The organism is Halorhabdus amylolytica (assembly GCF_004944975.1).
In the GTDB taxonomy this organism is placed as follows: Archaea; Halobacteriota; Halobacteria; order Halobacteriales; family Haloarculaceae; genus Halorhabdus; species Halorhabdus amylolytica.
This window is the reverse complement of sequence record NZ_SPQG01000003.1, coordinates 345,622-368,607: the sequence shown is the minus strand read 5'-3', so window position 1 is coordinate 368,607 and position 22,986 is coordinate 345,622. Positions and strand designations below refer to the sequence as shown.

General features: G+C 63.4%; 18 protein-coding genes and 1 pseudogene. 9 read left to right on the top strand and 10 right to left on the bottom strand.

The features are described 5' to 3' along the window. Positions 1-354 precede the first annotated feature (354 nt). Entirely contained in the window at positions 355-1,107 is a 753-nt protein-coding gene (locus tag E3374_RS06555; protein WP_136688262.1) for a bacteriorhodopsin, read from the bottom strand. A gap of 131 nt (positions 1,108-1,238) precedes the next feature. On the opposite strand from E3374_RS06555, the gene uvrA reads away from it, so the two are divergent. From uvrA to E3374_RS06530, 5 genes are all read left to right on the top strand, one after another. After that, positions 1,239-4,214, top strand: coding sequence for an excinuclease ABC subunit UvrA (uvrA, locus tag E3374_RS06550; protein ID WP_136688261.1), 2,976 nt, complete (start codon positions 1,239-1,241; stop codon positions 4,212-4,214). 48 nt (positions 4,215-4,262) lie between these two features. Continuing rightward, complete coding sequence (locus tag E3374_RS06545; protein WP_136688260.1) at positions 4,263-4,652, top strand: PaaI family thioesterase; 390 nt, start codon at positions 4,263-4,265, stop codon at positions 4,650-4,652. 95 nt (positions 4,653-4,747) lie between these two features. Then, a complete protein-coding gene (locus tag E3374_RS06540) occupies positions 4,748-5,731 on the top strand; it encodes a WD40/YVTN/BNR-like repeat-containing protein (RefSeq protein WP_136688259.1) in 984 nt (327 codons plus the stop codon). A 130-nt stretch (positions 5,732-5,861) separates the two neighbouring features. Then, the gene (locus E3374_RS06535; RefSeq protein WP_136688258.1) at positions 5,862-8,885 is read left to right on the top strand and encodes a PAS domain-containing protein; all 3,024 of its coding nucleotides are present in this window, start codon (positions 5,862-5,864) and stop codon (positions 8,883-8,885) included. A gap of 84 nt (positions 8,886-8,969) precedes the next feature. Next, the gene (locus E3374_RS06530) at positions 8,970-10,052 is read left to right on the top strand and encodes a geranylgeranyl reductase family protein (protein ID WP_136688257.1); all 1,083 of its coding nucleotides are present in this window, start codon (positions 8,970-8,972) and stop codon (positions 10,050-10,052) included. Here the strand turns inward: E3374_RS06530 and E3374_RS06525 are convergent, their stop codons facing one another. Beyond that, a complete protein-coding gene (locus E3374_RS06525; RefSeq protein ID WP_136688256.1) occupies positions 10,053-11,069 on the bottom strand; it encodes a glycine cleavage T C-terminal barrel domain-containing protein in 1,017 nt (338 codons plus the stop codon). Between the two features lie 121 nt (positions 11,070-11,190). Next, a complete protein-coding gene (locus E3374_RS06520) occupies positions 11,191-12,126 on the bottom strand; it encodes a sugar kinase (protein ID WP_136688255.1) in 936 nt (311 codons plus the stop codon). Between the two features lie 215 nt (positions 12,127-12,341). Here E3374_RS06520 and E3374_RS17110 point away from each other — a divergent pair, with 215 nt between their 5' ends. The 3 genes from E3374_RS17110 (at position 12,342) to E3374_RS06510 (ending at position 15,099) form a co-directional block, all read left to right on the top strand. Further along, a complete protein-coding gene (locus E3374_RS17110) occupies positions 12,342-12,506 on the top strand; it encodes a hypothetical protein (protein WP_169051789.1) in 165 nt (54 codons plus the stop codon). Beyond that, positions 12,503-13,480: a magnesium/cobalt transporter CorA gene (corA, locus tag E3374_RS06515; RefSeq protein WP_136688315.1), complete on the top strand. Its 978-nt coding sequence runs from the start codon at positions 12,503-12,505 to the stop codon at positions 13,478-13,480. Before E3374_RS17110 ends, corA begins: the two co-directional genes overlap by 4 nt. A 140-nt stretch (positions 13,481-13,620) precedes the next feature. Continuing rightward, on the top strand, positions 13,621-15,099 hold the full coding sequence (locus E3374_RS06510) for a replication factor C large subunit (RefSeq protein WP_136688254.1): 1,479 nt from the start codon (positions 13,621-13,623) through the stop codon (positions 15,097-15,099). Positions 15,100-15,279: 180 nt separating this feature from the next. Here the strand turns inward: E3374_RS06510 and E3374_RS06505 are convergent, their stop codons facing one another. The 6 genes from E3374_RS06505 to E3374_RS06480 form a co-directional block, all read right to left on the bottom strand. Beyond that, positions 15,280-17,121, bottom strand: a complete 1,842-nt coding sequence (locus tag E3374_RS06505) for an FAD-binding protein (RefSeq protein WP_136688253.1) — start codon at positions 17,119-17,121, stop codon at positions 15,280-15,282. A gap of 5 nt (positions 17,122-17,126) precedes the next feature. After that, positions 17,127-18,095, bottom strand: coding sequence for a succinate dehydrogenase iron-sulfur subunit (sdhB, locus tag E3374_RS06500; RefSeq protein WP_136688252.1), 969 nt, complete (start codon positions 18,093-18,095; stop codon positions 17,127-17,129). Beyond that, the gene (locus tag E3374_RS06495) at positions 18,092-18,460 is read right to left on the bottom strand and encodes a succinate dehydrogenase hydrophobic membrane anchor subunit (RefSeq protein ID WP_136688251.1); all 369 of its coding nucleotides are present in this window, start codon (positions 18,458-18,460) and stop codon (positions 18,092-18,094) included. The genes sdhB and E3374_RS06495 overlap by 4 nt, the downstream gene beginning before the upstream one ends. Positions 18,461-18,463: 3 nt before the next feature. Next, positions 18,464-18,853: a succinate dehydrogenase, cytochrome b556 subunit gene (sdhC, locus tag E3374_RS06490; RefSeq protein ID WP_136688250.1), complete on the bottom strand. Its 390-nt coding sequence runs from the start codon at positions 18,851-18,853 to the stop codon at positions 18,464-18,466. Positions 18,854-18,950: 97 nt separating this feature from the next. Next, positions 18,951-21,200 (bottom strand): beta-glucosidase family protein, encoded by a 2,250-nt coding sequence (locus tag E3374_RS06485; RefSeq protein WP_211194921.1) that lies wholly within the window; start codon positions 21,198-21,200, stop codon positions 18,951-18,953. Between the two features lie 257 nt (positions 21,201-21,457). After that, positions 21,458-22,141, bottom strand: a complete 684-nt coding sequence (locus E3374_RS06480; protein WP_248299405.1) for a hypothetical protein — start codon at positions 22,139-22,141, stop codon at positions 21,458-21,460. Between the two features lie 173 nt (positions 22,142-22,314). Between E3374_RS06480 and E3374_RS06475 the strand changes: the two genes are divergently transcribed. Beyond that, positions 22,315-22,536, top strand: coding sequence for a hypothetical protein (locus tag E3374_RS06475; RefSeq protein WP_136688249.1), 222 nt, complete (start codon positions 22,315-22,317; stop codon positions 22,534-22,536). A gap of 155 nt (positions 22,537-22,691) precedes the next feature. Here E3374_RS06475 and E3374_RS17360 read toward each other — a convergent pair. Beyond that, positions 22,692-22,986 (bottom strand): annotated as a pseudogene (locus E3374_RS17360) (hypothetical protein); the annotation flags it as partial.

Below are 22,986 nucleotides of genomic sequence, written 5' to 3'. Positions count from 1 at the left end.
GATTTCAGTATCATTCCCCGTATAAATAACCAACTAAGTCGCGTGTAATCCAATTATATTTGATTGATTCGATAACAGAGCTGTATTGGGGGATCTTCTCACTCGCAAACTGGGGCTCCGTCTGAGACATACGCTTTCCATCTTGCACTGATTCGACGGACAATTGACCGAGAGACGGCACTGAGTTACTTGATTCGAGACGAGTCAGTATGGGCCCCACTGCTTTCTCTCAGGAAATCAGCGCTGCTACCCGGTCAATGATGCACAGTCCGCTAACCGACGACACTCTCCTATCTTTCACCCAGTGTTCGCCAAAATGAGGGAGACAAATTGTTCGTGGATTCGTTGCAGTCGTTAGCTCGGCGAGGCCGAAGCGTCGTCGAGCACGTTGTGACTGCGCAGCAGGATGATCCCGAAGATCACCTTCGCGGTCACGTCCAGTACGGCGAAGCCGGCGGTCTCCGGGCCGATCCCGATGACGCCCAGCCCCTCGGTCCCGACGATCCACCAGACCGGGTAGACCAGCCAGAGGACGGCGATCATGTTCCGGAGGAGTTTGAACGTACTTCTGGTGTCGGGCGACAACTCCGCTGCCCTCGCCGTCAGCGACGAGAACAGGAAGTAAAGCAACACCAGCAGGAAGCCGGTAGAGACGCCCCACCAGAGGATGCGGACGCCCCCGACGCCCATCCCGGCTGCCCCGCTGAACGTCAGGGTCGCGACCGCGCCGGTGAGGATCATCAATACGTCGAGGCCGATCAACGTCCCGGTTGTGTTGCGGTCAGCGCCCGCGAGCAGCGCGATGTCGTACAACAATAGCGGCGTCGTCAGAACCCAGTCAGTGTATCGCGGCCAGTAGATTTCCTCGGGAACGCCGCTGAGTTCCGTGCCGAGGATGTTCTCGATGACTTCGATCGGCAACCGACCGAAGCCCGTCGCCATCGCCAGGTAGTTGACGAAGGCGATCGCCGCGATGAACGTCGTGACGACGTAGAACTTCTTTCGCCGGGAATCCCGTACGTTCCATCCTGTCGCGATGAAGTACAGCATTCCCAGGAACATTCCTGCCGTGCCTGCCCACAGCGATATCGTGGTTAGGTTTGCCATGCTACGAGTCAAGACTTCGCTCGGAACTCGGGTAACGGTCGTACCCAATCTATTCGGTAAGAACTGCCGCTAGACATCGAGGGAGCGCGTACCGACAGGGTTTCACTGGTTCAGACCATGGACTATCTCGAATGAGCAAGGACGTCATCGAGGTCCGCGGGGCCGAACAGCACAACCTCAAGGACGTCGACTGTGAGATCCCACGCGAGGAACTGACGGTGGTTACCGGTCTCTCGGGGTCGGGGAAATCCTCGCTGGCTTTCGAGACGATCTACGCCGAAGGCCAGCGTCGCTACATCGAATCGCTGTCGGCCTACGCACGGAACTTCCTCGGACAGATGGACAAGCCACAGGTCGAGTCGGTCGAAGGGCTCTCACCTGCGATCTCGATCGACCAGAAGAACGCCGCCAACAACCCCCGATCGACGGTCGGGACGGTCACGGAACTCCATGACTACCTCCGCCTCCTTTATGCCCGCGTCGGGACGCCACACTGTCCGGAGTGTGGCCGCGAGGTCGGTGAGCAAAGCGCCGGGAACATGGTCGATCGCATCCTCGAACTCCCCGAAGGAACGAGATCGAAGATCGCTGCGCCGATCGTCCGCGACCAGAAGGGTGCCTTCGAGGATCGCTTCGACGAACTCGTCGGCGAGGGCTACAGCCGCGTCGAGGTCGACGGCGAGGAATACGATCTCACGCTGGATCGCCCGGCACTGGACGAGAACTACGACCACACGATCGACGTCATCGTCGACCGCGTGCAGGTCGCACCCGACGCCCGTTCGCGCATCACCGACTCCGTCGAGACCGCCCTCGAGGAGGCCCACGGGACCCTCAAAGTGATCGTCCCCGACCCGCCGGAGGGTGTGGAGTTAGGCGGCGCGACGGCACGCTCGACGGGTGATCTCGCTGACGAGACAGACAGCGACGGTCGCGAGGGAGACAGCAACGACCGACTCGTCGTCGAGTTCTCTGAGGATTTGGCCTGTACACACTGTGGTATCGACATCAGCGAGATCGAGACCCGCTCGTTCTCGTTTAATTCACCGCACGGCGCCTGTCCGGAGTGTGAGGGCCTCGGCGAGACCAAGGAGGTCAGCGAGGATCTGGTAATCACTGATCCCTCGAAACCGCTCAAGCACGTCTTCGAACCCTGGAGTTACGACCGGACGTACTACTCCCGGCAACTGGACAACGTCGCCGAGCACTTCGACGTGGATCTGGCGACGCCCTTCGAAGAGCTGGACGAGGAGATCCAGCGCCAGTTCCTCTATGGTACCGACGATCGGGTTCACTTCCAGTGGCGGACCAAGAACGGGACCCGCGAGAAGACCGAGCGCTTCGAGGGCGTCATTCCGAATCTCGAACGCCGCCACGTCGAGACTGACTCCGATCGTGCCCGCGAGCACATCGAGGAGTTCATGGCCACGACGACGTGTCCGTCGTGTGAGGGGACGCGACTGAAGGCCGAATCGCGGGCCGTCCTCGTCGAGGGAACCGCCATCACCGAGGTCAACGAACTGTCGATCGGCGACGCCCTCGAACACTTCGAGGACATGGAGGCGGGGATGAGCGAGCGTGACGCCACCATCGCCACGGAGATATTGAAGGAGATCCGCTCCAGACTCGGGTTCATGGAGGAAGTCGGCCTGGAGTACCTGACGCTCGACCGGGAGGCGTCGACACTGTCGGGCGGCGAGAGTCAGCGCATCCGACTTGCGACTCAGATCGGATCCGGGCTCGTCGGCGTGTTGTACGTCCTCGACGAACCCTCGATCGGCCTCCACCAGCGGGACAACGACCGCCTGCTGAACACCTTGGCGGAGCTTCGAGATCTCGGGAATACCCTGCTGGTCGTCGAGCACGACACCGAGACGATGCGACGGGCTGACAACATCGTCGACATGGGACCAGGGCCGGGCAATCGCGGCGGCGAGATCGTCGTCAATGGGCCACTGGAGGACGTCCTGGACAGCGAGGAGTCGATCACCGGCGAGTACCTGGCCGGCGAGCGCTCGATCCCGGTCCCCGAGCAGCGCCGGGATCCCGAGGGGACGCTGACGATCAAAGGGGCTCGCCAGCACAACCTGACGGACTTAGATGTCGAGCTCCCCCTGGGGACGTTCACTGCGATCACGGGCGTCTCCGGATCGGGCAAGTCCACGCTGATGCACGAGGTGCTGTATAAAGGCTTGGTGCGGCGGATGAACGACACCGACGTCAACCCCGGCGAACACGACGACATCGAGGGGATCGAGAACGTCGAGACCGTCCGCCTGATCGACCAGTCGCCGATCGGCCGGACGCCGCGCTCGAACCCCGCGACCTACACCGACGTTTTCGATCACATCCGGGAACTGTTCGCCGAGACGAAACTCGCCAAACAGCGCGGCTATGACAAGGGTCGATTCTCGTTTAACGTCAAGGGCGGCCGGTGTGAGGCCTGCGGCGGGCAGGGGACCGTCACGATCGACATGAACTTCCTCTCAGACGTGGAGGTGCCCTGCGAGGAGTGTCGGGGAGATCGATATAATTCCGAGACCCTGGACGTGACGTACAAGGAGGCGACCATCGCGGACGTTCTGGAAATGACTGTCGCCGAGGCTCACGAGTTCTTCGAGGGCCATTCCGGCATCCGCCGCCGGCTGGAACTACTGGAGGACGTCGGGCTTGGGTACATGAAACTCGGCCAGCCCTCGACGACACTCTCGGGTGGCGAGGCCCAGCGCGTGAAACTCGCCGAGGAACTCGGCAAAAAGGACAGCGGCGATACGCTCTATCTCCTCGACGAACCGACGACGGGGCTCCATCCCGAGGACGAACGCAAGTTGATCGACGTGCTTCACCGACTCACCGAGGACGGCAACACGGTCGTCGTCATCGAGCACGAACTTGACCTCGTGAAGAACGCCGACCGCATCATCGATCTCGGTCCCGAGGGCGGCGAACGCGGCGGACAGGTCGTCGTGGCGGGAACCCCCGAAGACGTGGCCCGGACGGACGAATCCTACACCGGCCAGTACCTGCGTGACCTCCTGCCGGCGATCGACATGGAGGGTCCGCGAGCCGATCGCGAACTCGCCGCCCCGCCCGCGGCCGACGACTGACGCGAGGATCGACAGGCGGAAACTCTTTCAGGCCATCAGCCGGCGACGATGGTCGATCAGCGAACGCACGAGCAGACGTCGGAGGCGTTTGTCGGACGGCCGGTCGAGATCGGGGAGGAGACTGCCGTCGTGGAACTGGAAACGACCGCGGAGATGGCCGTCGACGAGACCGGACTCGTCCACGGTGGGTTCGTCTACGGCGCGGCCGACTACGCCGCGATGCTCGCTGTCAACGAACCGACCGTCGTCCTGACTGGCTCGGACGTCGCGTACCCGAACCCGACGCAGGTCGACGAGACAGTCCGCGCGACCGCGACCGTCGCCGACCGCGATCCGCGGCCGAGTGTCGACGTGACCGCCGAAGTGGTCGAGTCCGGCGAGGTCGTCCTCTCGGGCACGTTCGACTGTGCCGTGCCGTCCGAACACGTTCTGTCCTGAGTTGTTCTGTCAGACCTGCTCAACGGGACCGAATCCTGGAGACACCTGACGAATACCGTCGGGACCTTCATTGTCGTTCCGACCGAGTCCCCGGCATGGTCACCGCATTCGTCGCGCTCGACGAGCGCGTTCTCCAGGCACGCGATGACGAGGGCTGGGAGCCGTCGGTCACGTTGCAAGCTGACCGGATCGAATGTCTGGCCGCGTCGCCGGATCGAACGGATCGAGTGTTCGTCGGGACGGTCGAACGCGGACTCCAGCGGAGTCCCGACGGCGGCGAGTATTTCCAGCGCGTCGCGACGGACACGATCGACGACCGCGTGACAGCCGTCACCGTCTCCCCGCACAATCCGGACACCATCTGGGCCGGGACCGAACCGAGCCGCGTCTATCGCTCGACGGACGGCGGCGACTCCTGGGCACACCGTCCCGGTCTCACAGACCTTCCTTCGGCCGCCGAGTGGTCGTTCCCACCTCGACCGGACACGCATCACGTCCGCTGGATCGAACCCGATCCGCACGAACCCGAGAGACTCTACGTCGCGATCGAGGCCGGCGCGCTCGTCCGGACCGACGATGGCGGAAGAACCTGGCAGGACCGTCCCGACGGAGCGCGGCTGGACAACCACATGATCGCGACCCATTCCGACGCACCGGGGCGGGTCTCCGTCGCGGCCGGCGACGGCTTCGCCGAGTCTGCGGATGGGGGAGACACCTGGCGATATCCACAGGTGGGTCTGGATCACCGGTACGTCTGGAGCGTCGCAGTCGATCCCGCTGACCCCAACCGAATTGTCGTTTCGGCGGCCGCCGGTGCACGGCAGGCCCACCGGATCGGGGAGTCGTTCATCTACCGGCGTGATGGGGATGGCGATGGTGAGTGGCGATTGGATATGATGGGCCTCTCCGAGGACAGGACCCGCGCCGTACTGGCGTCGAACGGCGGGCACTTCTATGCGGCCAACGATCGGGGACTCTATCGACGTAGAATCGGGAAAGCTCACTGGGATCAATTGGTCGACTGGCCAGAGGAGTGGACTCAGTCACTCGCTCGCGGGATCGCGATTCTCGACGTATGAATTGACATCGACTCAGCGGCGACGGTACCGGTCGGTGGTCTTTCGGGGATCGGATTCGGCGTTCAGTCGGCCTATCATAAAAGAAAACTGCAACCGATCACTCAAATGGGACCAGCGTCTTTGTGGAGTAATGGCGCACGTCGAGAAGGATTCGGGCGCAAAACGAGTCCTCTACGTGAACGACGACGATGCCTTTGGTGATCTCGTTCGGACGAAGCTCCCGCGAATCGACCCCGCGATCGAGATCACGACAGTCCGTGATGCCGAGGCGGCGATCGAGACAGTCTCTACGACCCCGATCGATTGCGTGGTCACGTCCTACACGCTCCCGGAGGGGACCGGGATCGATCTCCTCGAGGCAATCCAGGCACGTCGATCGGACGTTCCGACGATCCTGTTCACCGGACGGGGGAGCGAACGGATCGCCAGTCGGGCGATCCAGGCGGATGTCTCCGATTACATCCCGATCCGTTCGAACGCGGAGAGCTTCGAGTTGCTCGCCCGCCGTATCGACACGCTGGTCGAGGCCAAACGGGAACGGGAGATGGCCCAGCGAGTAACCGATCGCTTCGAGCGGACGCTCGAGCGGGCGACCGACGCGATCTACGCCGTCGACACCGAGTGGCGCATCGAGTACATGAACGAGAAGATGGCTACCCGGGTCGATCGCGATCGCGAGGCGGTCATCGGGACGAACCTCTGGGAGGAGTTCCCCTCGATCGTCGGGACGGAACTCGAATCGAAGTATCGCACGGCGATGGAAACCGGCCAGCAGGTCTCGTTCGAACAGCGCCTCGGTCCCCCCTTCGAGTACTGGGTCGAGGTGCGGGCCTTCCCAGACGAGGATGGACTGACCGTCTTCTCCCAGGAGATCACCGAGCAACGGGAACGCCAGCGGGAACTGCAACGCGACGAGACTATCTTTCGGCACGTGCAGGATTCCGTCATCGTTCTCGACGCGGACCGGACCGTGGCGTTCGCGAACGCCGCCGCGACCGCGTCGATGAGTGATTCGATCGCGGGCACGCTCGAGGGAACGTCCCTCGAGACGCTTGTCGACGAACTCCTCCAGGAGGCGGATGCGGCACGGTTCACCCGGACCGTCGAAGACACGTTTCGAACCTTCGACGACGATAGCGATGCCGAGGGCGACGACATCGAACTCCAGATAGAACTCGAGGCCGCGTCTGGGACGGGTACCTTCGACGTTCGACTGACGCCGTTTCGCGGCGAGGAGGACTCGCAGGTTCTCGTCGTAGCACGGGACATTACAGAGCGAACGGACCGCGAGCGAGAGCGACAGCGACTCGCCGAGGAGTACAACGCTCTGTTGAGTACGTCCGGTGACGCGATCTTCCTGCTTGACGTGGACAATGCGGATTCGGACCCGGAATTCCGGTTCACCCGGCTCTCACCCGGCTACGAGACCCAGACCGGCCTCACGACGGCAGAAGTCAAGGGGAAGACGCCGAGTGAGGTCTTCGGCGAGGAGCGCGGCGCGGAACTCGCCGCGAACTATCGACGCTGTCTGGAAGCGGGCGAACCGATCTCCTACCGGGAGGAACTCTCGGTGGCCGAGGACGCGCGCTTCTGGGAGACGAGTCTGGCTCCGGTCGCCGTCGAGGGCGAGATCGTCCGGATTCTCGGGATCGCCCGGAACGTGACTGGGCAAGTAAAGCGAGAACGGGAACTCGAACGGACGAAACAGCGACTCGAATCGCTCATCGATGCCGCCCCGCTGACGATCATGGAAGTCGATCCTGACGGGACCGTTCGCCGCTGGAACCAGGGTGCCGAGGACATGTTCGGCTGGTCGCGCGAGGAAGTCCTCGGCGAGTTCAATCCGATCGTTCCGGCCGATAAGCAGGACGAATTCGCCGACTTGCGCCAGCGAGTCCTCGACGGCGAACAGATCCGGGGCAGAGAGATCAGGCGGGAAACGAAATGCGGGGATCGGCTGGACCTCCTGCTATCGGTGACGGCTATCGTCGATTCCGAGGGGGAACCGACGAGCATTCTCGCCGTCCTCGAAGACATCAGTGACCAGAAACGGCTCGAGCGACGACTTCGGGACCTACAAGACACCGCTCAGCGACTCAGTGGGGCACAATCGACCGAGGAGATCGGCGACATCGCAGTCGACGCGGCCGCCCGTATACTGGATCTCGAAGTCACGGGCATCTGGGAGTACAACGAGCGCGAAAACACGCTCGATCCGATCGTCGAAACCCCCGCAGCGCGCGATCTGTTCGGCGAGTCCCCGCAGTTCGAGGCTGGCGAAGGCCTCGCCTGGGAGGCGTTCGACTCCGGCGAATTGCACTGGTACGACGACATCCAGAAAGCCGACGAGCCGTACAATGTGGATACGGAGATTAGAAGCGAGATCCTGATTCCGCTGGGGGAGTACGGCCTCATCTCGACAGGATCGACGTCCTCGTACGTCTTCTCGAAGACTGACGTCGACCTGTTCCGAATCCTTGGTGCGACGGTCGAGGCGGCCCTGGCACGGGCCTCCCGAGAGGAAGAATTGCGGCGACAGAACGAACGCTTAGACCAGTTCGCCAGCGTCGTCGCTCACGACCTTCGAAACCCCCTCACGGTCGCCATCGGCTTTCTGGACGTCGCCGCGGAGACGGGCGATCCCGAGCACTTCGAGAAGATCGAGTCGGCCCACGACCGCATCGAACGGCTCATCGACGATCTGCTCACGCTGGCGCGTGGCGAGAGCACCGTCGAAGACGCCGAACGGATCGCCCTGGAACCCCTCTCGACTGAAGCGTGGGGCTATGTCGACACAGATGCGGCGACGCTCACCGTCGCCGAGGACGTACCGATCGTGGCCGGCGACCCAGGACGGCTGACCCAACTGCTCGAAAATCTGTTTCGCAATGCGATCGAACACGGCGGCACCGACGTCCGGATCACTGTCGGGCCACTCCCCGAGCGTTCGGGCTTCTACGTGGAAGACGACGGCGACGGGATCCCGCCGGAGCGCCGCGAAACGGTCTTCGACCACGGTGTCACGACCAACGAGGGCGGGACCGGATTCGGTCTCTCGATCGTCGAGGACATCGCGCTGGCCCACGGCTGGGACGTGTCGGTGACGGAGGGTACTGCGGGCGGTGCCCGCTTCGAGTTCGAGACCGACCCATAATTCCCAGAACGCATGGTCAGCGATCGGCGACCCGGCACTTTCGATCGTGAAGACCTATAGTCCGCGAGCCGTTGCCGGAGACACATGCGCGATGTGATCGTCGTCGGCGCGGGCCCTGCCGGCAGTCGCTACGCTCGCCGAGCGGCCCAGGAGGGCCTCGATGTCCTCGTATTCGAGCAGGGGACGATCGGCGAACCACTGGCGTGTTCGGGCCACGTCAGTACCGACGTGCTCGAATACGTGCCCGAGGAAGACCGCGCTACCCTCCTCCAGAACGAGATCCGTGGCGCCCGCTTCCACCTCGGCGGTCCGAACAGTCGTGCCTATCCATTCTACAAGGACGGCGTCGTCTCCCAGGTCATCGACCGCGTCGAACTCGATCGCGTCCTCGCCGGCGCTGCGAGCGACGACGGGGCGACAGTCCGGGATGGCCACACGGTTACCGCCGTCAACGAGCGTGACGACCATGTTGCGGTGACAGTCAAGGGAGATAGCGGCACCGAGACCCATCAGGCGAAGCTGGTAGCGGGCTGTGACGGCCCACAGTCGCGCGTCCGGGACGCAGTCGGACTTCCGGACCCGGACGAACTCCTGCATGGCGTGCTCGGGTTCGATCCGGATCCCGACGACGGGGACTTCGTTGACGTCCACCTGAACGTCCCGCGGTTTTTCGCCTGGCGCATCCCGCGCGGGCCGGCCGGCGTCGAGTACGGGCTCGCAACGCCGCCGGGTGAGTCCGTCGGCGAACGGTTCGACACGCTCACCGACGCCTACGGCGTCGAAACCGAGCGACGCTGTTCGGGACTCATCCCGATCGGCCCGCCAAATTCCGTCACGAGCGAACGGGTGTTCCTGCTCGGCGATGCTGCCGCCCAGACCAAGCCCTTCACTGGTGGTGGCATCCGCTACGGCATGACGGCGGCCGATCACGCGGCGCGCACGATCGATCCCGACCGCCCGGTGACGCTCGCCGACTACGAGGACGCCTGGCGTTCGGAACTTGGACGGGAGATCCGCCTCGGCGCGTGGGTCAGACGGGGATATTCGCTACCGGAGGCGATCCAGCGGGTCGGTCTCCGGTTGTTCTCGGGAAAGATCGGGGTCCACATGGACGAGCCGTCGTCGTTGTTCTCCCGGGAGCAGTTGCGGGCGCTGTTCTCCCGATGATCACAGCAACGACGGGATCCGTGCTGATCGTTCGGATCCCTCGACGAACGGCAGCGTCGCCGCCTTCGCGTCGATGTTTCCGTCGCCGATCGTCCACTTGTCGCCGACATCGCGGTCCACGACGGCGAAGCCGATGGCTGTTTCCACTGTTGGGCTCTCCTTGCTCCGCGTGACTGAGCCGACTTTCTCGCCGTTCGCGTAGACCGTAGCGTTCGGATCTGGGATTTGCTCGGCCGTGAATCCACACAACTGCTGAGCGGCCGGTTCGGGACCCGAGTCGTCCGGAAACGCGTTCGTCACTCCGACCGTTGTCGGTTCGCGATCGCGGAGTTCCGTCCTGAAAAGCGGCGTTCCCGCTTCCAGCGTGAGCGTCTCCCAGGTCTCGTAGCCGAATGGGGCGGCGTTGAGCCCCCGATTGACGAGCGCATCGAAGACGTCTTCAGCCTCCTCGCTTTCGACGGCCAGGAGATATCCCTCCTCGCCGGCCAGGCCGTCGTTCCGGATAACGGTGACGCCAGCCTCACGGATCGCACCGCGGGCGATCGACAGCGGCGTCTCCGGTGTCGTCGCCGAGCAGACGCTGGCGATCTTCTCGGTCGCCTGCGGACCGTAGACCCCGAAAACAGTCATTTCTCTGGTCGTCTCCGTGACCGTTCGCCCGTCCCCGCTCCAGCGCTCTACGATCGCGTCGATGCGGCCCGACGGGACGAACCCGAGGATCCGGTCGCCGACGTCGAAGACGTACACGTCGGCGACGATCCGTCCGTCCCGAAGCACGAAGCCGTAGTTCCCATTGTCTTCCGCTGGCAGTTCGTTCGTCAGCGATCCGGCGAGCCCGTCGCGATGATTGGGTCCCTCGACACTCAGGACGCCGACGCCGTGTTCGATGACGCCGGCGACGTTACGGACCGCGTCGTAGGTGCGCTCGGGACGCCCGTAGTGGGCGACGACTCGACGGTCGCCTTTGATAGTCAGAAGCCCCCCGTAGCGTTCGTGAATCTCGGGAATGGCGGTCATGATCTTGCCTTCGAGTTCGCGGGGACGGTGAGATAAATCCAGCGGGTCGACTGGATGGATCAGATTGGACCCAAAACGGGGCTTTCGAGAGGCAACCGCATACCGCAGGACTCACCGTCCGTCAGAGCTTCGCCCGGACGTCCTGGACGTCATCAGGGTCTACGGCGGGGATCGGCCCGGGGAGCGTCCGTGCGACGGTCGCGGCGGCGACACCGTCGTACAGCGCGCTGTCGGGTCCCTCGTCCTCGAGGAGCGTCCGGACGAACGCCCCCACGAACGCGGCGTGTTGACCAGCTGCGTCGACGGTTTCGGTGTCGATACTCTCACATTCGTGCAGGACACTGTCGTGGATGACCAGCGCGCCGTGTTCGCCACGGGTCATCGCTAACATCTCGAAGTCCCACTGTGAGGCGACGCCGTGGGCGACCTGGTGAGGATCACCCGTTCGGCCGAAGACAGTACGCAACTGGTCCTCGTTCGCGATCAACACGTCTGTAGCCTCGAAGACGTCGGTGAGTGATTCACGGGCCTCTTCGGCGTCCCAGAGCCGGGGTCGGTAATCCAGATCAAAGACTGTTAATCCACCATCGGCTCTCCCTGCCCCGAGGACTGCTACCAGTGTGTCGATCGTGATCGAAGAGAGCGCAGCGGTACTCCCGGAGACGAAGGTGCCGTCGGCTGCCTGGACGCGCTCCATCGGAAGGTCACTTGGCGTCATCGAGGCGGCCGTCGCTTCGATGCGATCCTGGATGACAATTGGCTCCCGGGGCGGAACTCCGCGCTGAGTGAACTCTAACCCGACCCGACCCTCTTGGGCCCAGGTGACGTCGGGGTCGACGCCGTATTCGCGGATCTCGGCGACGACTCGCCGCCCGAGCTGGGTCGCCGGCAACCGCGACGCCCAGACGCTGTCCGCACCCAGACAGGCCGCGGTGATTGCGACATTGCTCTCGGTTCCGGCCGCCGCCAGCCCGACTTCTCGGGCGTCGACGAACTGCCGATTGTCGGGCGGTGAGACACGTAACGGCGTTTCGCCGACGGTGACGAGTGAACTCATACCAACCTGGTTCAACCCCCCTCCGCTTAATGTTCCCGATCTATCCGGAAGGGAAACAGGAACACCCCTCCCCGAGCCCGATCAGATCGAATCTGGAGACAGCGACAGTCCCGCGGACCGCGTTCTCCGAAACGTGATCGACGTTTCCGTCGATCGAACCTGATACGATCGGTGCCACGCGAAGGCTTTTTTCGTCGGCCCACGAGCGGGCGGATATGCGGGTACTGTTCCTCGGGGTCGTAACTACCGGTTTCGGCCTCTGTGGATACGCCGTCGGTACGCTTCTGGCCTATCCCGGTCGGGCGTTCTCGCTGACGGCGATGATGGTCGGGCTGACGCTCGTCGTGATCGGACGCGGGTCGTGGGGTGGACCGACGTGATCGACGCACTCGTCTACGACGGGGCGGGCGTCGAATCCTACGATGACCTCGCGGCGGCACGGGCTGCGACGGGAACGACCTGGGTACACGTCCACGAGGCGACAACCGAGGAGATCGACGCCGTCGCCGACGCGTTCGATCTCCACCCGCTGGCGATCGAGGACGTCCGCAACGACGTCCGCGCGAAGGCCGAGGAGTTCAGCACGTACACCTTTGCCCTGGTCAAGACCGCCCGACTCACACGCGGCGAGACGACGTTCGAGGAGGAGATCGACGACGAGCCGGTCGGCGTCTTCATCGGCGAGGACTGGCTCGTGACCGTCGCCACCGGCAGCGCCGAGTCGATCACCCGGGTTCAAGAGGCCGTCCGTCGCGGGGACGAGCGCCTGCTCGAACGCGGTCCGGACTTCACTGCCTATCGTGTCCTCGATGTCCTCGTCGACAGTTACTTCGATGTCCTCGAACACCTGGAAGCACAGATCGAGGCGATCGAGGACGAGGTCGTCGAGTCCCCGGACGCCGACCTCCTCGGGGAGATCAATAGCGTTCGTCGCGAGTTACTGTCCTTCCGGAAAGTCGTCTGGCCGGTCCGGGAGACGCTGGCGGTACTCGCCCGCGGCGACGTTCGCGCGATCCAGGCGGACACCCAAAAGTACTACCGGGATGTCTACGACCACCTGGTGCAACTGGTCGATCTCCTCGAAACGTATCGCGATCTGGTGGTCGGGACACGGGACATCTACCTCAATGCCCTCTCACAGTCGACCAACGAGGTGATGAAGGTCCTGACTGTCGTCGCGACGATCTTCATCCCGCTGACCTTCGTCGTCGGCGTCTATGGCATGAACTTCGCTGACAGTCCCTACAACATGCCTGAACTCGCCTGGGAGTTCGGCTACCCCGCCGTCATGCTCGGCATGGCCGGCGTCGCGGCACTGATGGTACTGTACTTCAAACGCCAGTCGTACCTCTGAGCCGCATTCGTCGCTGATCCGTTTCCCCCATCCAGGATCGCAGTCTATCCCAGAAGAACTGACGCACGAACTCGTCTGGCTTGATCAGTGGCGTCGGTAGGGCGCAACCACTAAACAGGGCTCACTCGTAGTCGCGTTCGATGGCAGATTGGACGGAGAAACATCGCCCCTCGACTCTGACGGAGGTGCGTGGCAACGACAAGGCCCGCGACGCATTCCAGGAATGGGCCGAGTCCTGGCCCGACCACCGTGAGGCGGTCATCCTTCATGGTTCGCCGGGCGTCGGGAAGACCTCCGCGGCCCACGCGCTGGCGGCGGACCTGGAGTGGCCGACAATCGAACTCAACGCGAGTGACACCCGGACGAAAGACGTTATCGAGCGGGTGGCCGGTGAGGCCGCCAAAAGCGGGACGCTTACGGAGGGCGGAGCAGGCCGAAGACTCGTTATCTTAGACGAGGCCGACAATCTCCACGGCAACGTCGATCGGGGCGGGACGCGGGCGATCACCGCCCTCGTCAAGGAGGCCGACCAGCCGATGGTCCTGATCGCCAACGAGTTCTACGAGATGAGCAGAGGGCTCCGGAACGCCTGCCGTGACATCGAGTTCCGGGACATCTCCACGCGGTCGATCGTACCCGTCCTGCGGGACATCTGTCGCCAGGAGGGGATCGATTTCGAGGATAACGCCCTCACAGAGATCGCCGAGATGAACGGCGGCGATCTCCGCGGGGCGATCAAGGACCTCCAGGCGATCGCCGAGGGCGAGGAGACACTGACCAGCGAGGACGTCGTCACCGGCCAGCGCGACCGGACGACTGGTATCTTCGACTATCTTGACTCCGTTCTCAAGGAAGCCGACGCCCAGGAGGCCTTAGAGGAATCTTACGACGTCGACGAGACGCCCGACGATCTCATCTCCTGGATCGAGGACAACATGCCCAAGGACTACGAGGGGACCGAGCTCGCGAACGCGTACCGATCGCTCTCGACGGCGGATCGATGGCTCGGCCGCGTCCGGGCCACCCAGAACTACTCCTTCTGGCGGTACGCCGCCGATAACATGACCGCCGGCGTCGCCGCCGCGCGGGACGGCGAGAAAGGTGGCTGGACGCGTTACGGCCCGCCGAGTTACTGGTCGAAACTCGGGCGGACAAAAGGGGCACGATCGACGCGAGACGACGTGGCACGGGCGATCGCCCGGACCAACGGTGTCAGCATGAGTACGGCCCGTCGTGAGGTCGTCCCCTATCTGGAGACGATGACCCACCACTGTAAGAACCGCGAGCTGACGGTGGCGATGGCCGCCCGCTACGATCTCGAACCCGAACACGTTGCCTTCGTCACGGGCAGCGGCGAGGACACCAACAAGGTCCAATCGATCGTCGAGGACGCCCAACAACTGCGGGAACAAGCGGCCGTCGACGCTTCCGAAGGGGCCTTCGAACCGGGTGAGGGGATGAACGACGACGGGGGCTCGACCGAGACCGAGTCGGCTGCGAGTGCTTCCGAGAGCGCGGACGAGGAGCCAGGTGGGAAAAGCGAGACTGACGATAGCTCGACTGCCGACGACCAGGCAGCTGACGACGATGAACAGACCGGGCTTGGCGATTTTGTTTGAAGCTCCGACCTTTGCTGGTATTGTCCCTCAGGTGCTTCGTGGTGTCACCGATCGCTCAGTGGAGTCGTGGTGTGTGTCCGACACCCTTCGACTTCTCACAATAGTTCCGTATGCTCCTAGCCATCACTGCCATTTTCCGCTTCGGTAGGCACGTTCGACAAACAGGTGCTCCGTGCCCTCTCAGTAACTCCGATCGACCGGCTCGTAGGTCTTGTCCTCGCCCTCGAGGATCACAGGGACGTAATAGAGATCCAGGTCGCCGTCGTTCCAGGCGATCATCGTGTGTTTGAGCCACTCGTCGTCCTTGCGGGTCTGGTGTTCGGCCCGCCAGTGAGCGCCGCGGAACTCCGTGCGTGCCAGCGCACCCAGCGCGATCGTCTCCGCGAGGTCGATGATGTTGCGCGTCTCTAAGGTGTGGATGAGGTCGGTGTTGAACGTCCGGGAAGGGTCCTCGACGGCGACGTCTTGATAGTCGCGACGGGCCTCCTGAAGGTCTTCGAGCGCCGTCTCGATCCCTTCCTCGGTCCGGAAGACGTTGACGTACTCCGTCATCGTCTCCTGGACGTCCGCCCGGATGTCGGCGTGGTTGGTCCCGTCCCGTTCGAGGAGACCTTCGATGTGATCGCGTTCGCCCTCGACTTCCCGCTCGACGACCGTTTCCGGATCGGCGAGGGCACCGCCGTCGGCCACGGCGTCCTCGTTTGTCCCGTTAGTACCGGGTTCGATCGCGCCGGGCTCGACTGCCGGACTTACATCGCTCGTTTCACTCCGGGCGGAGGGACCGGTCGGGATCTCGGCCGTCTTCATGTCCCGACCTGCCGCGTGATAGCCCGCGCGCTTGCCGAAGACGAACAGTTCGGGGAGGGCATTGCCACCGAGTCGGTTCGCCCCGTGAACGGAGACGCAGGCACACTCCCCGGCGGCGTACAGCCCCTCGATGCAGGTCTCGCCGTTCTCGTCGGTCTCGATGCCGCCCATCTGGTAGTGCTGGCCGGGTTTGACCGGCATCGGCTCCTCTAAGCCGTCGACGCCCTCGAAGTCCGCCGCGAGGTGGAGGATGTTCTCTAAGCGATCCATGATACGCTCCTCGCCGAGGTGACGCATGTCAAGATGGACGTACTCGTCTTCGATCCCGCGGCCCTCGTTGACTTCGGTGAGTTCCGCCCGGGAGACCACGTCACGGGAAGCAAGTTCGCCCTCGTTGTTGGCGTAGCCGTACTCGAACATGAACCGCTCGCCCTCCGAATTGTAAAGGATGCCGCCCTCCCCCCGGACGGCCTCGGAGATGAGCACGCCTGTCGAGGGCAACGACGTGGGATGGAATTGGACAAACTCCATGTCCTCTAGGGGGACTCCGGCGCGGTAGGCCATGGCCTGGCCGTCGCCGGTGTTGGCGACCGCGTTCGTCGTGTGATCGAACACCTGGCCGAGTCCGCCAGTCGCCAGGATCACGCCGTCGCGGGCGTGAAATCCCTCGATATCGCCATTCTTGATGTCGTATGCGGCGACGCCGTGGCAGGTCCGTTCCTCGGGATCGTCCTCGTCAGTCACCGCGAGGTCGGTGACGTACCACTCCTCGTAGACCTCGATACCCCGCTTGACCACCTGCTCGTACATCGTGTGCAGCAGGTGGTGGCCGGTCTCCGCGCCCGCGTAGGTCGTCCGGGGGTACGAGAGACCGCCGAAGGGCCGCTGGGAGACCGTGCCGTCCTCCTCGCGGGAGAATGGCATCCCCCAGTGTTCCAGCTGGATGACGTCCTCCCGGGCGTCCTTCGTGAGGGTCTCGATCGCCGGGGCGTCACCCAGGAAGTCCGAGCCCTTCATGGTGTCGTAAGCGTGATCCTGCCAGGAATCGTCCTCCTGAAGCGCGGCGTTGATCCCACCTTCTGCCGCGCCCGTGTGACTCCTGACGGGATGGAGCTTCGTGACGATGGCCACGTCCGCGCCTTCCTCGGCGGCCGCGATCGCCGCCCGGAGACCCGCGCCGCCCGCGCCGACGACGATAACGTCGTGTTCGTACATTGTAATCACCAGAATTTAATGTCTTCCTTGATCGCTTCGCGTTTCAGTTCCTGGATGTGCTCGGTCAGCGGGATGTCCTTCGGACAGACCTCCGTACAGGAGAACTGGGTCTGACACCGCCAGACGCCGTGTTCCTGTTCGACGATCTCTAAGCGTTCCTTCCGACGTTGTTCGCCCTCCCGTTCGTCCATGATAAAGCGATAGGCCTTGTTGATCGCCGCCGGGCCGAGGTACTGGTTGTCTCCTGCGGCAACGTTACACGACGATGTGCAGGCCCCACACTGAATACACCGCGTCGAGAGTTTGATCTTCTCGCGGTTCTCCCGCGTCTGGCGTTGTTCTTCGAAACTGTCGTCGGGTTCTTCGTCCGGATCGAAGAAGGGCTCGACGGCGTCCATCTGCTCGTAGAAGTGCTGCATGTCCACCACGAGGTCCTTGACGACCTCTCGGTGGGGAAGCGGTTCGATCTGGACCGGCGTGTCGAGATCCGCGATCTGGGTCTGACAACCGAGTCTCTGGGAGCCGTTGACGAACAGCGCGTCCGAGCCACAGACGCCCTGCCGACAGGAGTGTCGGAAGGTCAAACTCGAGTCGAACTCGTCGCGGGCGTAGATCAACGCATCGAGCACCGTCATCCCCTCTTCGACGGGGACGTGGAACGCGTCGAAGCGGGGCGTCGTCTTGCCTTCGACTTCCGGATCGTAGCGATAGACTCGGATCTCGACGGTCTCGATGTCCTGGGCTGCCGCGTCCGCGGCCGCCTCCTCTCGGGCAAGCGCCCGTTCGTCCTTTTCACGCATCCGTCGCTCCTGGTGGGACTCCGAGCCGGCGTCGGGAACGGACGGTTCCGGTTCGGTGTCGGCCGGTTCGGGATCAGCTGCCGTCCCGGCGTCGGCGTCGACCTCCGCCTCTGGCTCTGTCTCGACTTCCGCTTTTGCCTCTGGTTCCGTCTCGGCGTCGGTTTCGGCACTCATAGGCTGAACCCCGCCATTGCGAAGGCGACGCGGATTCCCTGCGCGATCAACAGCAAGCTCGCCAGCGCCAGGCCATACCTGGCGACGCGTTTGGGCGTCCCGGAGATGCCCTGATTGACCAGGGCGTTGTAGACGCCGTTGACGCCGTGGAACGTCGCCGCGATCAGGAAGACGATCATCGTGAGGAAATAGCCCACCTGGCTCATCCGGGCCTGCGTGCCGGCGAAGGTGATCTCGGCTGCGTGGTTGACGAAGTGCAACAGGAAGAAGTGAAAGGCGAGTGTTCCGATCAGGATCACTGCAGTGATCCGCTGAAGGAACCACATTCGACCGCCCTTGCTGAACGAAGAGTAGTATTCAGCCATGGATCACACCCCCGCGAGGAACGTCGGGACGCTGGCGACGGCGATCGCCCCCGTGACGACCAGCGACGCGTAGAAGGTCTGATCCTGTCGTTCGAGTCCGAGTCCGAGGTCGACGAACAGCAATCGGATCCCGTTGAGGATGTGGAAGACGGCGACCGCGAGCAGGCCGACCTCGAGCAGGCGCACGACCACCAGTGCTTCCAGCCCCTGTAAAGTACCTGTATAGAGGTCGGCCCCGCCGGTCGCGGTACTGAGCACGGCGATGTGCGTAAAGAGGTAGCCGACGAGGACCCAGCCGGTGAACTTGTGGAGCACCCAGGCCCACATGCCTGCGGAAAACTCCCGCCAGCGGCCGATGTCCTCGACGGCCCCGCGATCGTACGTTTGCGCCATACCCGCAAGCGACGGACCCGACCGGCATAGTTGTTGTCCCCGGGGTACCGCTTCGCCGGTTCTGCGGGCGGTTTCGACCGGACTCCTGTTCCTGTCCTCACTCGAGGGGCGTCGTTTCCGACACTGTGACGGACGCTTCGGCGAGAACGTTCCGGGCCGACCGCCCGACGAAAATCGTGTACTCGCCATCGGGCACCGTCCAGGCACCGTCGTCCTCGTCGTAGTAGGCGAACGCCCGTGATTCGATCTCCAACTCGACGGTCGTCTGCCCACCTGCCTCCAGGGCGACGGATTCGAAAGCAGCCAGTTCTTTCGGCGGTCGCGGAGTAGCTGGGTCTTCCGGGCCGACGTAGACCTGCACGACATCCCGTCCCTCGCGCTCGCCGACGTTCTCGACGGTCACTTCCACGGTCGCTTCGGGGCTGTCTCCGGACTTGACGGACACGTCGGTGTACTCGAAGTCGGTGTAACTGAGGCCGTGGCCGAAGGGGTACTCCGGTTTGACGTTCTCGGCGTCGAAGTGTCGATACCCGACGAAGACACCCTCGCCGTACTCGGCTTGGAGACCCACACCGGGGTATCGTTCCTCGGTCGCGGCCGGGTAGTCGTCGATCCGACGACCGAACGTGACTGGCAGACGACCGCCCGGATCGACGTCGCCGAACAGCACTGATGCGGTGACGTGGCCGTCCTCCTGGCCGGGGTACCACGTCTCGACGATCGCTTCGACGTCACCGGCCCAGGGCATCCGGATCGGCCCCCCGGTGTTACAGACGACCACGGTCCGGTCTGCGACGTCGGCGACGCGAGCGACGAGTTCGTCCTGATCGCCGGGGAGCCACAGCGAGCGATCCTCGCTCTCGGTCGCGTCATCCTGGACGACCACAACCGTCACGTCGACCCGTCGAGCCGCAGCCACGGCGTCCCCGATCTCGGGAACCTCACCGTCGTCGTTCAGGCCCGGCCCGTCGGACGCCGACACACCGAGGTCCAGAATGCCCCCTTCGGCGTCGTGAGGATCTTCAATGCGCTCGACACCGCGGGCGAACTCGACCGTCGTCCCACCGTCGACGCGTTCCCGGATACCGGAAAGGGGGCCGATCGACGCTGCTGGGGTTACTTCGGAACTCCCGCCGCCGCCGATCTTGGCTGTCTCGGCGTTCGGTCCGATCACGGCGATCGAGTCGAGATCTTCAGATAGCGGCAGCGTCGCCTCCTCGTTCCGCAGGAGGACCGCTCCGCGCTCGGCGACGCGGCGCGCGAGGTCGTGATGTTCCGGCGCGTCGAGAGCCCCGTCTGGTTGGTCGTCGTCGAAGATACCGAACCGTTCCATCTGTCCGAAGACACGACGGACCTTCCCGTCGATCGTCGTCTCCGGGACTTTCCCGCGTTCGACCGCCTCACGGAGACTCTCGCCGAAGACACTCTCTTCGAAGAGGTTCGGATTGGCACCCTCGGGGAGCCACGGACTGGCGGCGAGTTTCGCGAGCGTTCCCTTGGGGAAGCTGTCGGGAAGCGTACCGATCAGGTCGTGCACGGGACTGCCCTCGACGTGCCACTCGTGGAGAGGGACTCCCGGCATGTCCACGTCCAGGCCGGCGTTGGCGGCCGCGACCCCGTCGGTCGTCGCCCACCAGTCGCTGACGACGTACCCGTCGAAATCCCACTCGTCTTTGAGCACGTCTGACAGCAACCACTCGTGCTCGGTCGCATAGGTTCCGTTAATCTGGTTGTAGGCAGCCATGACCGAGCCCACGTCGGCCTCCTCGACGGCGGCCTCGAAGGCCGGCAAGTAGATCTCGCGCAGGGCACGTTCGCTCACCTCCGCGCTGACGGCGTGACGATCCTGCTCTTGATTATTTGCGACGTAGTGTTTTGCGGTGGCGATCGCGCCCGCATCCTGGACGCCCTCGACGGTCTCGGTCGCCAGCCGACTCGACAAATGGGGATCCTCGCTGTAGTACTCGAACGTCCGCCCGCACTGGGGAACGCGAACGATGTTGAATCCCGGGGCCAGCAACACGTCGTGGCCAGCGCCCAGCACCTCACGTCCGAGTGCCTCGCCCTGTTCGTAGGCGAGGTCGGTATCCCACGCCGAGGCCAACGCGATCGAGGCCGGGAAGGCGGTCGCCGTCACGTCCCGAACACCCATCGGGCCGTCGACCATCGACAGCGCCGGGATCCCGAGACGCTCGACTGGCGGAACGTACCCGGTCGCCAGTCCGTCCGGATCGATCCCGCCGTGGATCAAGTCGATCTTCTCTTCGAGCGTGAGCCGGTCGATCAACGACTCGATTCGCTCGCTCGTCGGTACGGCCGCGTCCATTGGTGTCTCTGGATCTGTCATGGATGGTACCGGGGCGGGCGACTTCTGGACCGCTGGGCCAGTTTCTGCCCGTCGCTCGGCTCTGTTCGTCACTATGTCGGCACGATACTAGTAACTGCTGAAATTGTTCATCTCTTGTTGTATTTCTCCCCCGTGACGGAGAACTCTCGAATCCCAGTGGAAGCGGCCAATTGGCGTGCGAAGAGGGAGTTTAATCGAAGATGGAGAGCACGTTGTGAGTTCGCCGCTGTTTCCAGGTTTGATGGGTATTGAGCGCGTCACAGAATCTCGGCTATCTGTTTGCCACGGCGGATGACCGGAAGAACGACTGGTGAAACCGTATCCAGATGTTCGATCGACGTGCCGTCGTCGAAGCCACGGTCTGCGAGAAGACCAGCGACATCGAATGGGAGGACTGTGACGTGGTCGAGCAGGCGCTCGACCGCGTCGCTTTTGGGTTCGTCACCACGGACGGACGTGGCTGCGACGACAAGCGGTCTCGCCCGACAGAGGACGAATCCAGCGAGGTAACGATGGCACTGGCAGGTGCCATCCCGGAGTTTCGTGTTGCAGAGTTCGCCGTCATCAGCGTGTGGACAGCCGTGATAGTGGATATCGACGAAGTCCAGGTAGATGATCCTCGGGCCGGGGCCGAGGGTCATCGCAGCCTGCTTTGCGAACAGTCTGTTGACGACGGCTTCGCGTTCGTGGGGTGGAACGGTGAGAAGCTGTGCGAGTGTGTAGTCGTCGGAGTACGTTCCACGAGTGGTATCGGTGACGGCCTTGATGGACTTCGTATCGACAGCGGCTTGGAGGAGTGTCTGCCGGATGATTCCGGAGTCGAAGCCGCAGCCTTCGACTCCGGGGATCGGTATCTCTGCGAGCAGATCAAGCGCTAAGGTTTCAAGGTTCGCGGCCGTAAGAATAGTGTCTGGATGGTATAGACATTTCACAACACCCATCCCGACGCTTCCTGAGAACGTAACCTCATCAGTTGTGACTATCCGCTGACCCGGTGGGAACTACCGATATTGACGTATCGGGACGCTCAGCGAGCAGACGGGTCAAGACGACGGATCACACGACACGCCGCTCAAACACAACCATCTTTGTCCCCGTGATGGAACGGACGTCCATGTCCCACGCCCTCCCTGCCCTGCAAGTCGTCATCGGGACCGTCGTTGCCCTGCTGACGTACGGCGTTGCGACGACGGTCAACTACCTCGACGAACTCATCGTCATCGGTGCGATCTTCGTGCTGGGGCTGTTCGTCGCGGTCCACGGTCTGTTTCGGGGCATCGAGAGTGCGGTCGCCGCCGCCACGGCACCCGTCGAGGACGAGTCCGTGACCGACTGAGAGCAGAGGGACCCTCCCAGACGGCCCCCCGGAGTACTGCGCGCACTCGCCGAGGAGCGCCGGCACGTCCGCGAGTCCCGGCCGCGCGACACGGGCTACCAAGTACCAAGTGGTCGCGGGCGTGCGATAAAAACCGCGAGAAGACTGCTACGCCGTTATCCGTCGAAGTCGCTGATGACTTGAGTCTGGTCGCTTTCCGGGTTCTCCCAGATGAGTTGTAGCTGGTCGACACCTTCTGGGTCGTTGGCGATCGTTACGTTTGGACTGGGAAGTCCAGAACCAGTGCCAGCAGAACTATTCATGCCGATAGTCGTCCCGGCCGTCAATTCATCGGACATGCCATACACGTCCGAATCAGACGGAGAGAAACTCTGTTCCGTACCATCGACACTTATGACCAAGTTGTCCGGATTGGCCGCATCCCCGCCCGTGTGTTCCAGCGTGAAGTAG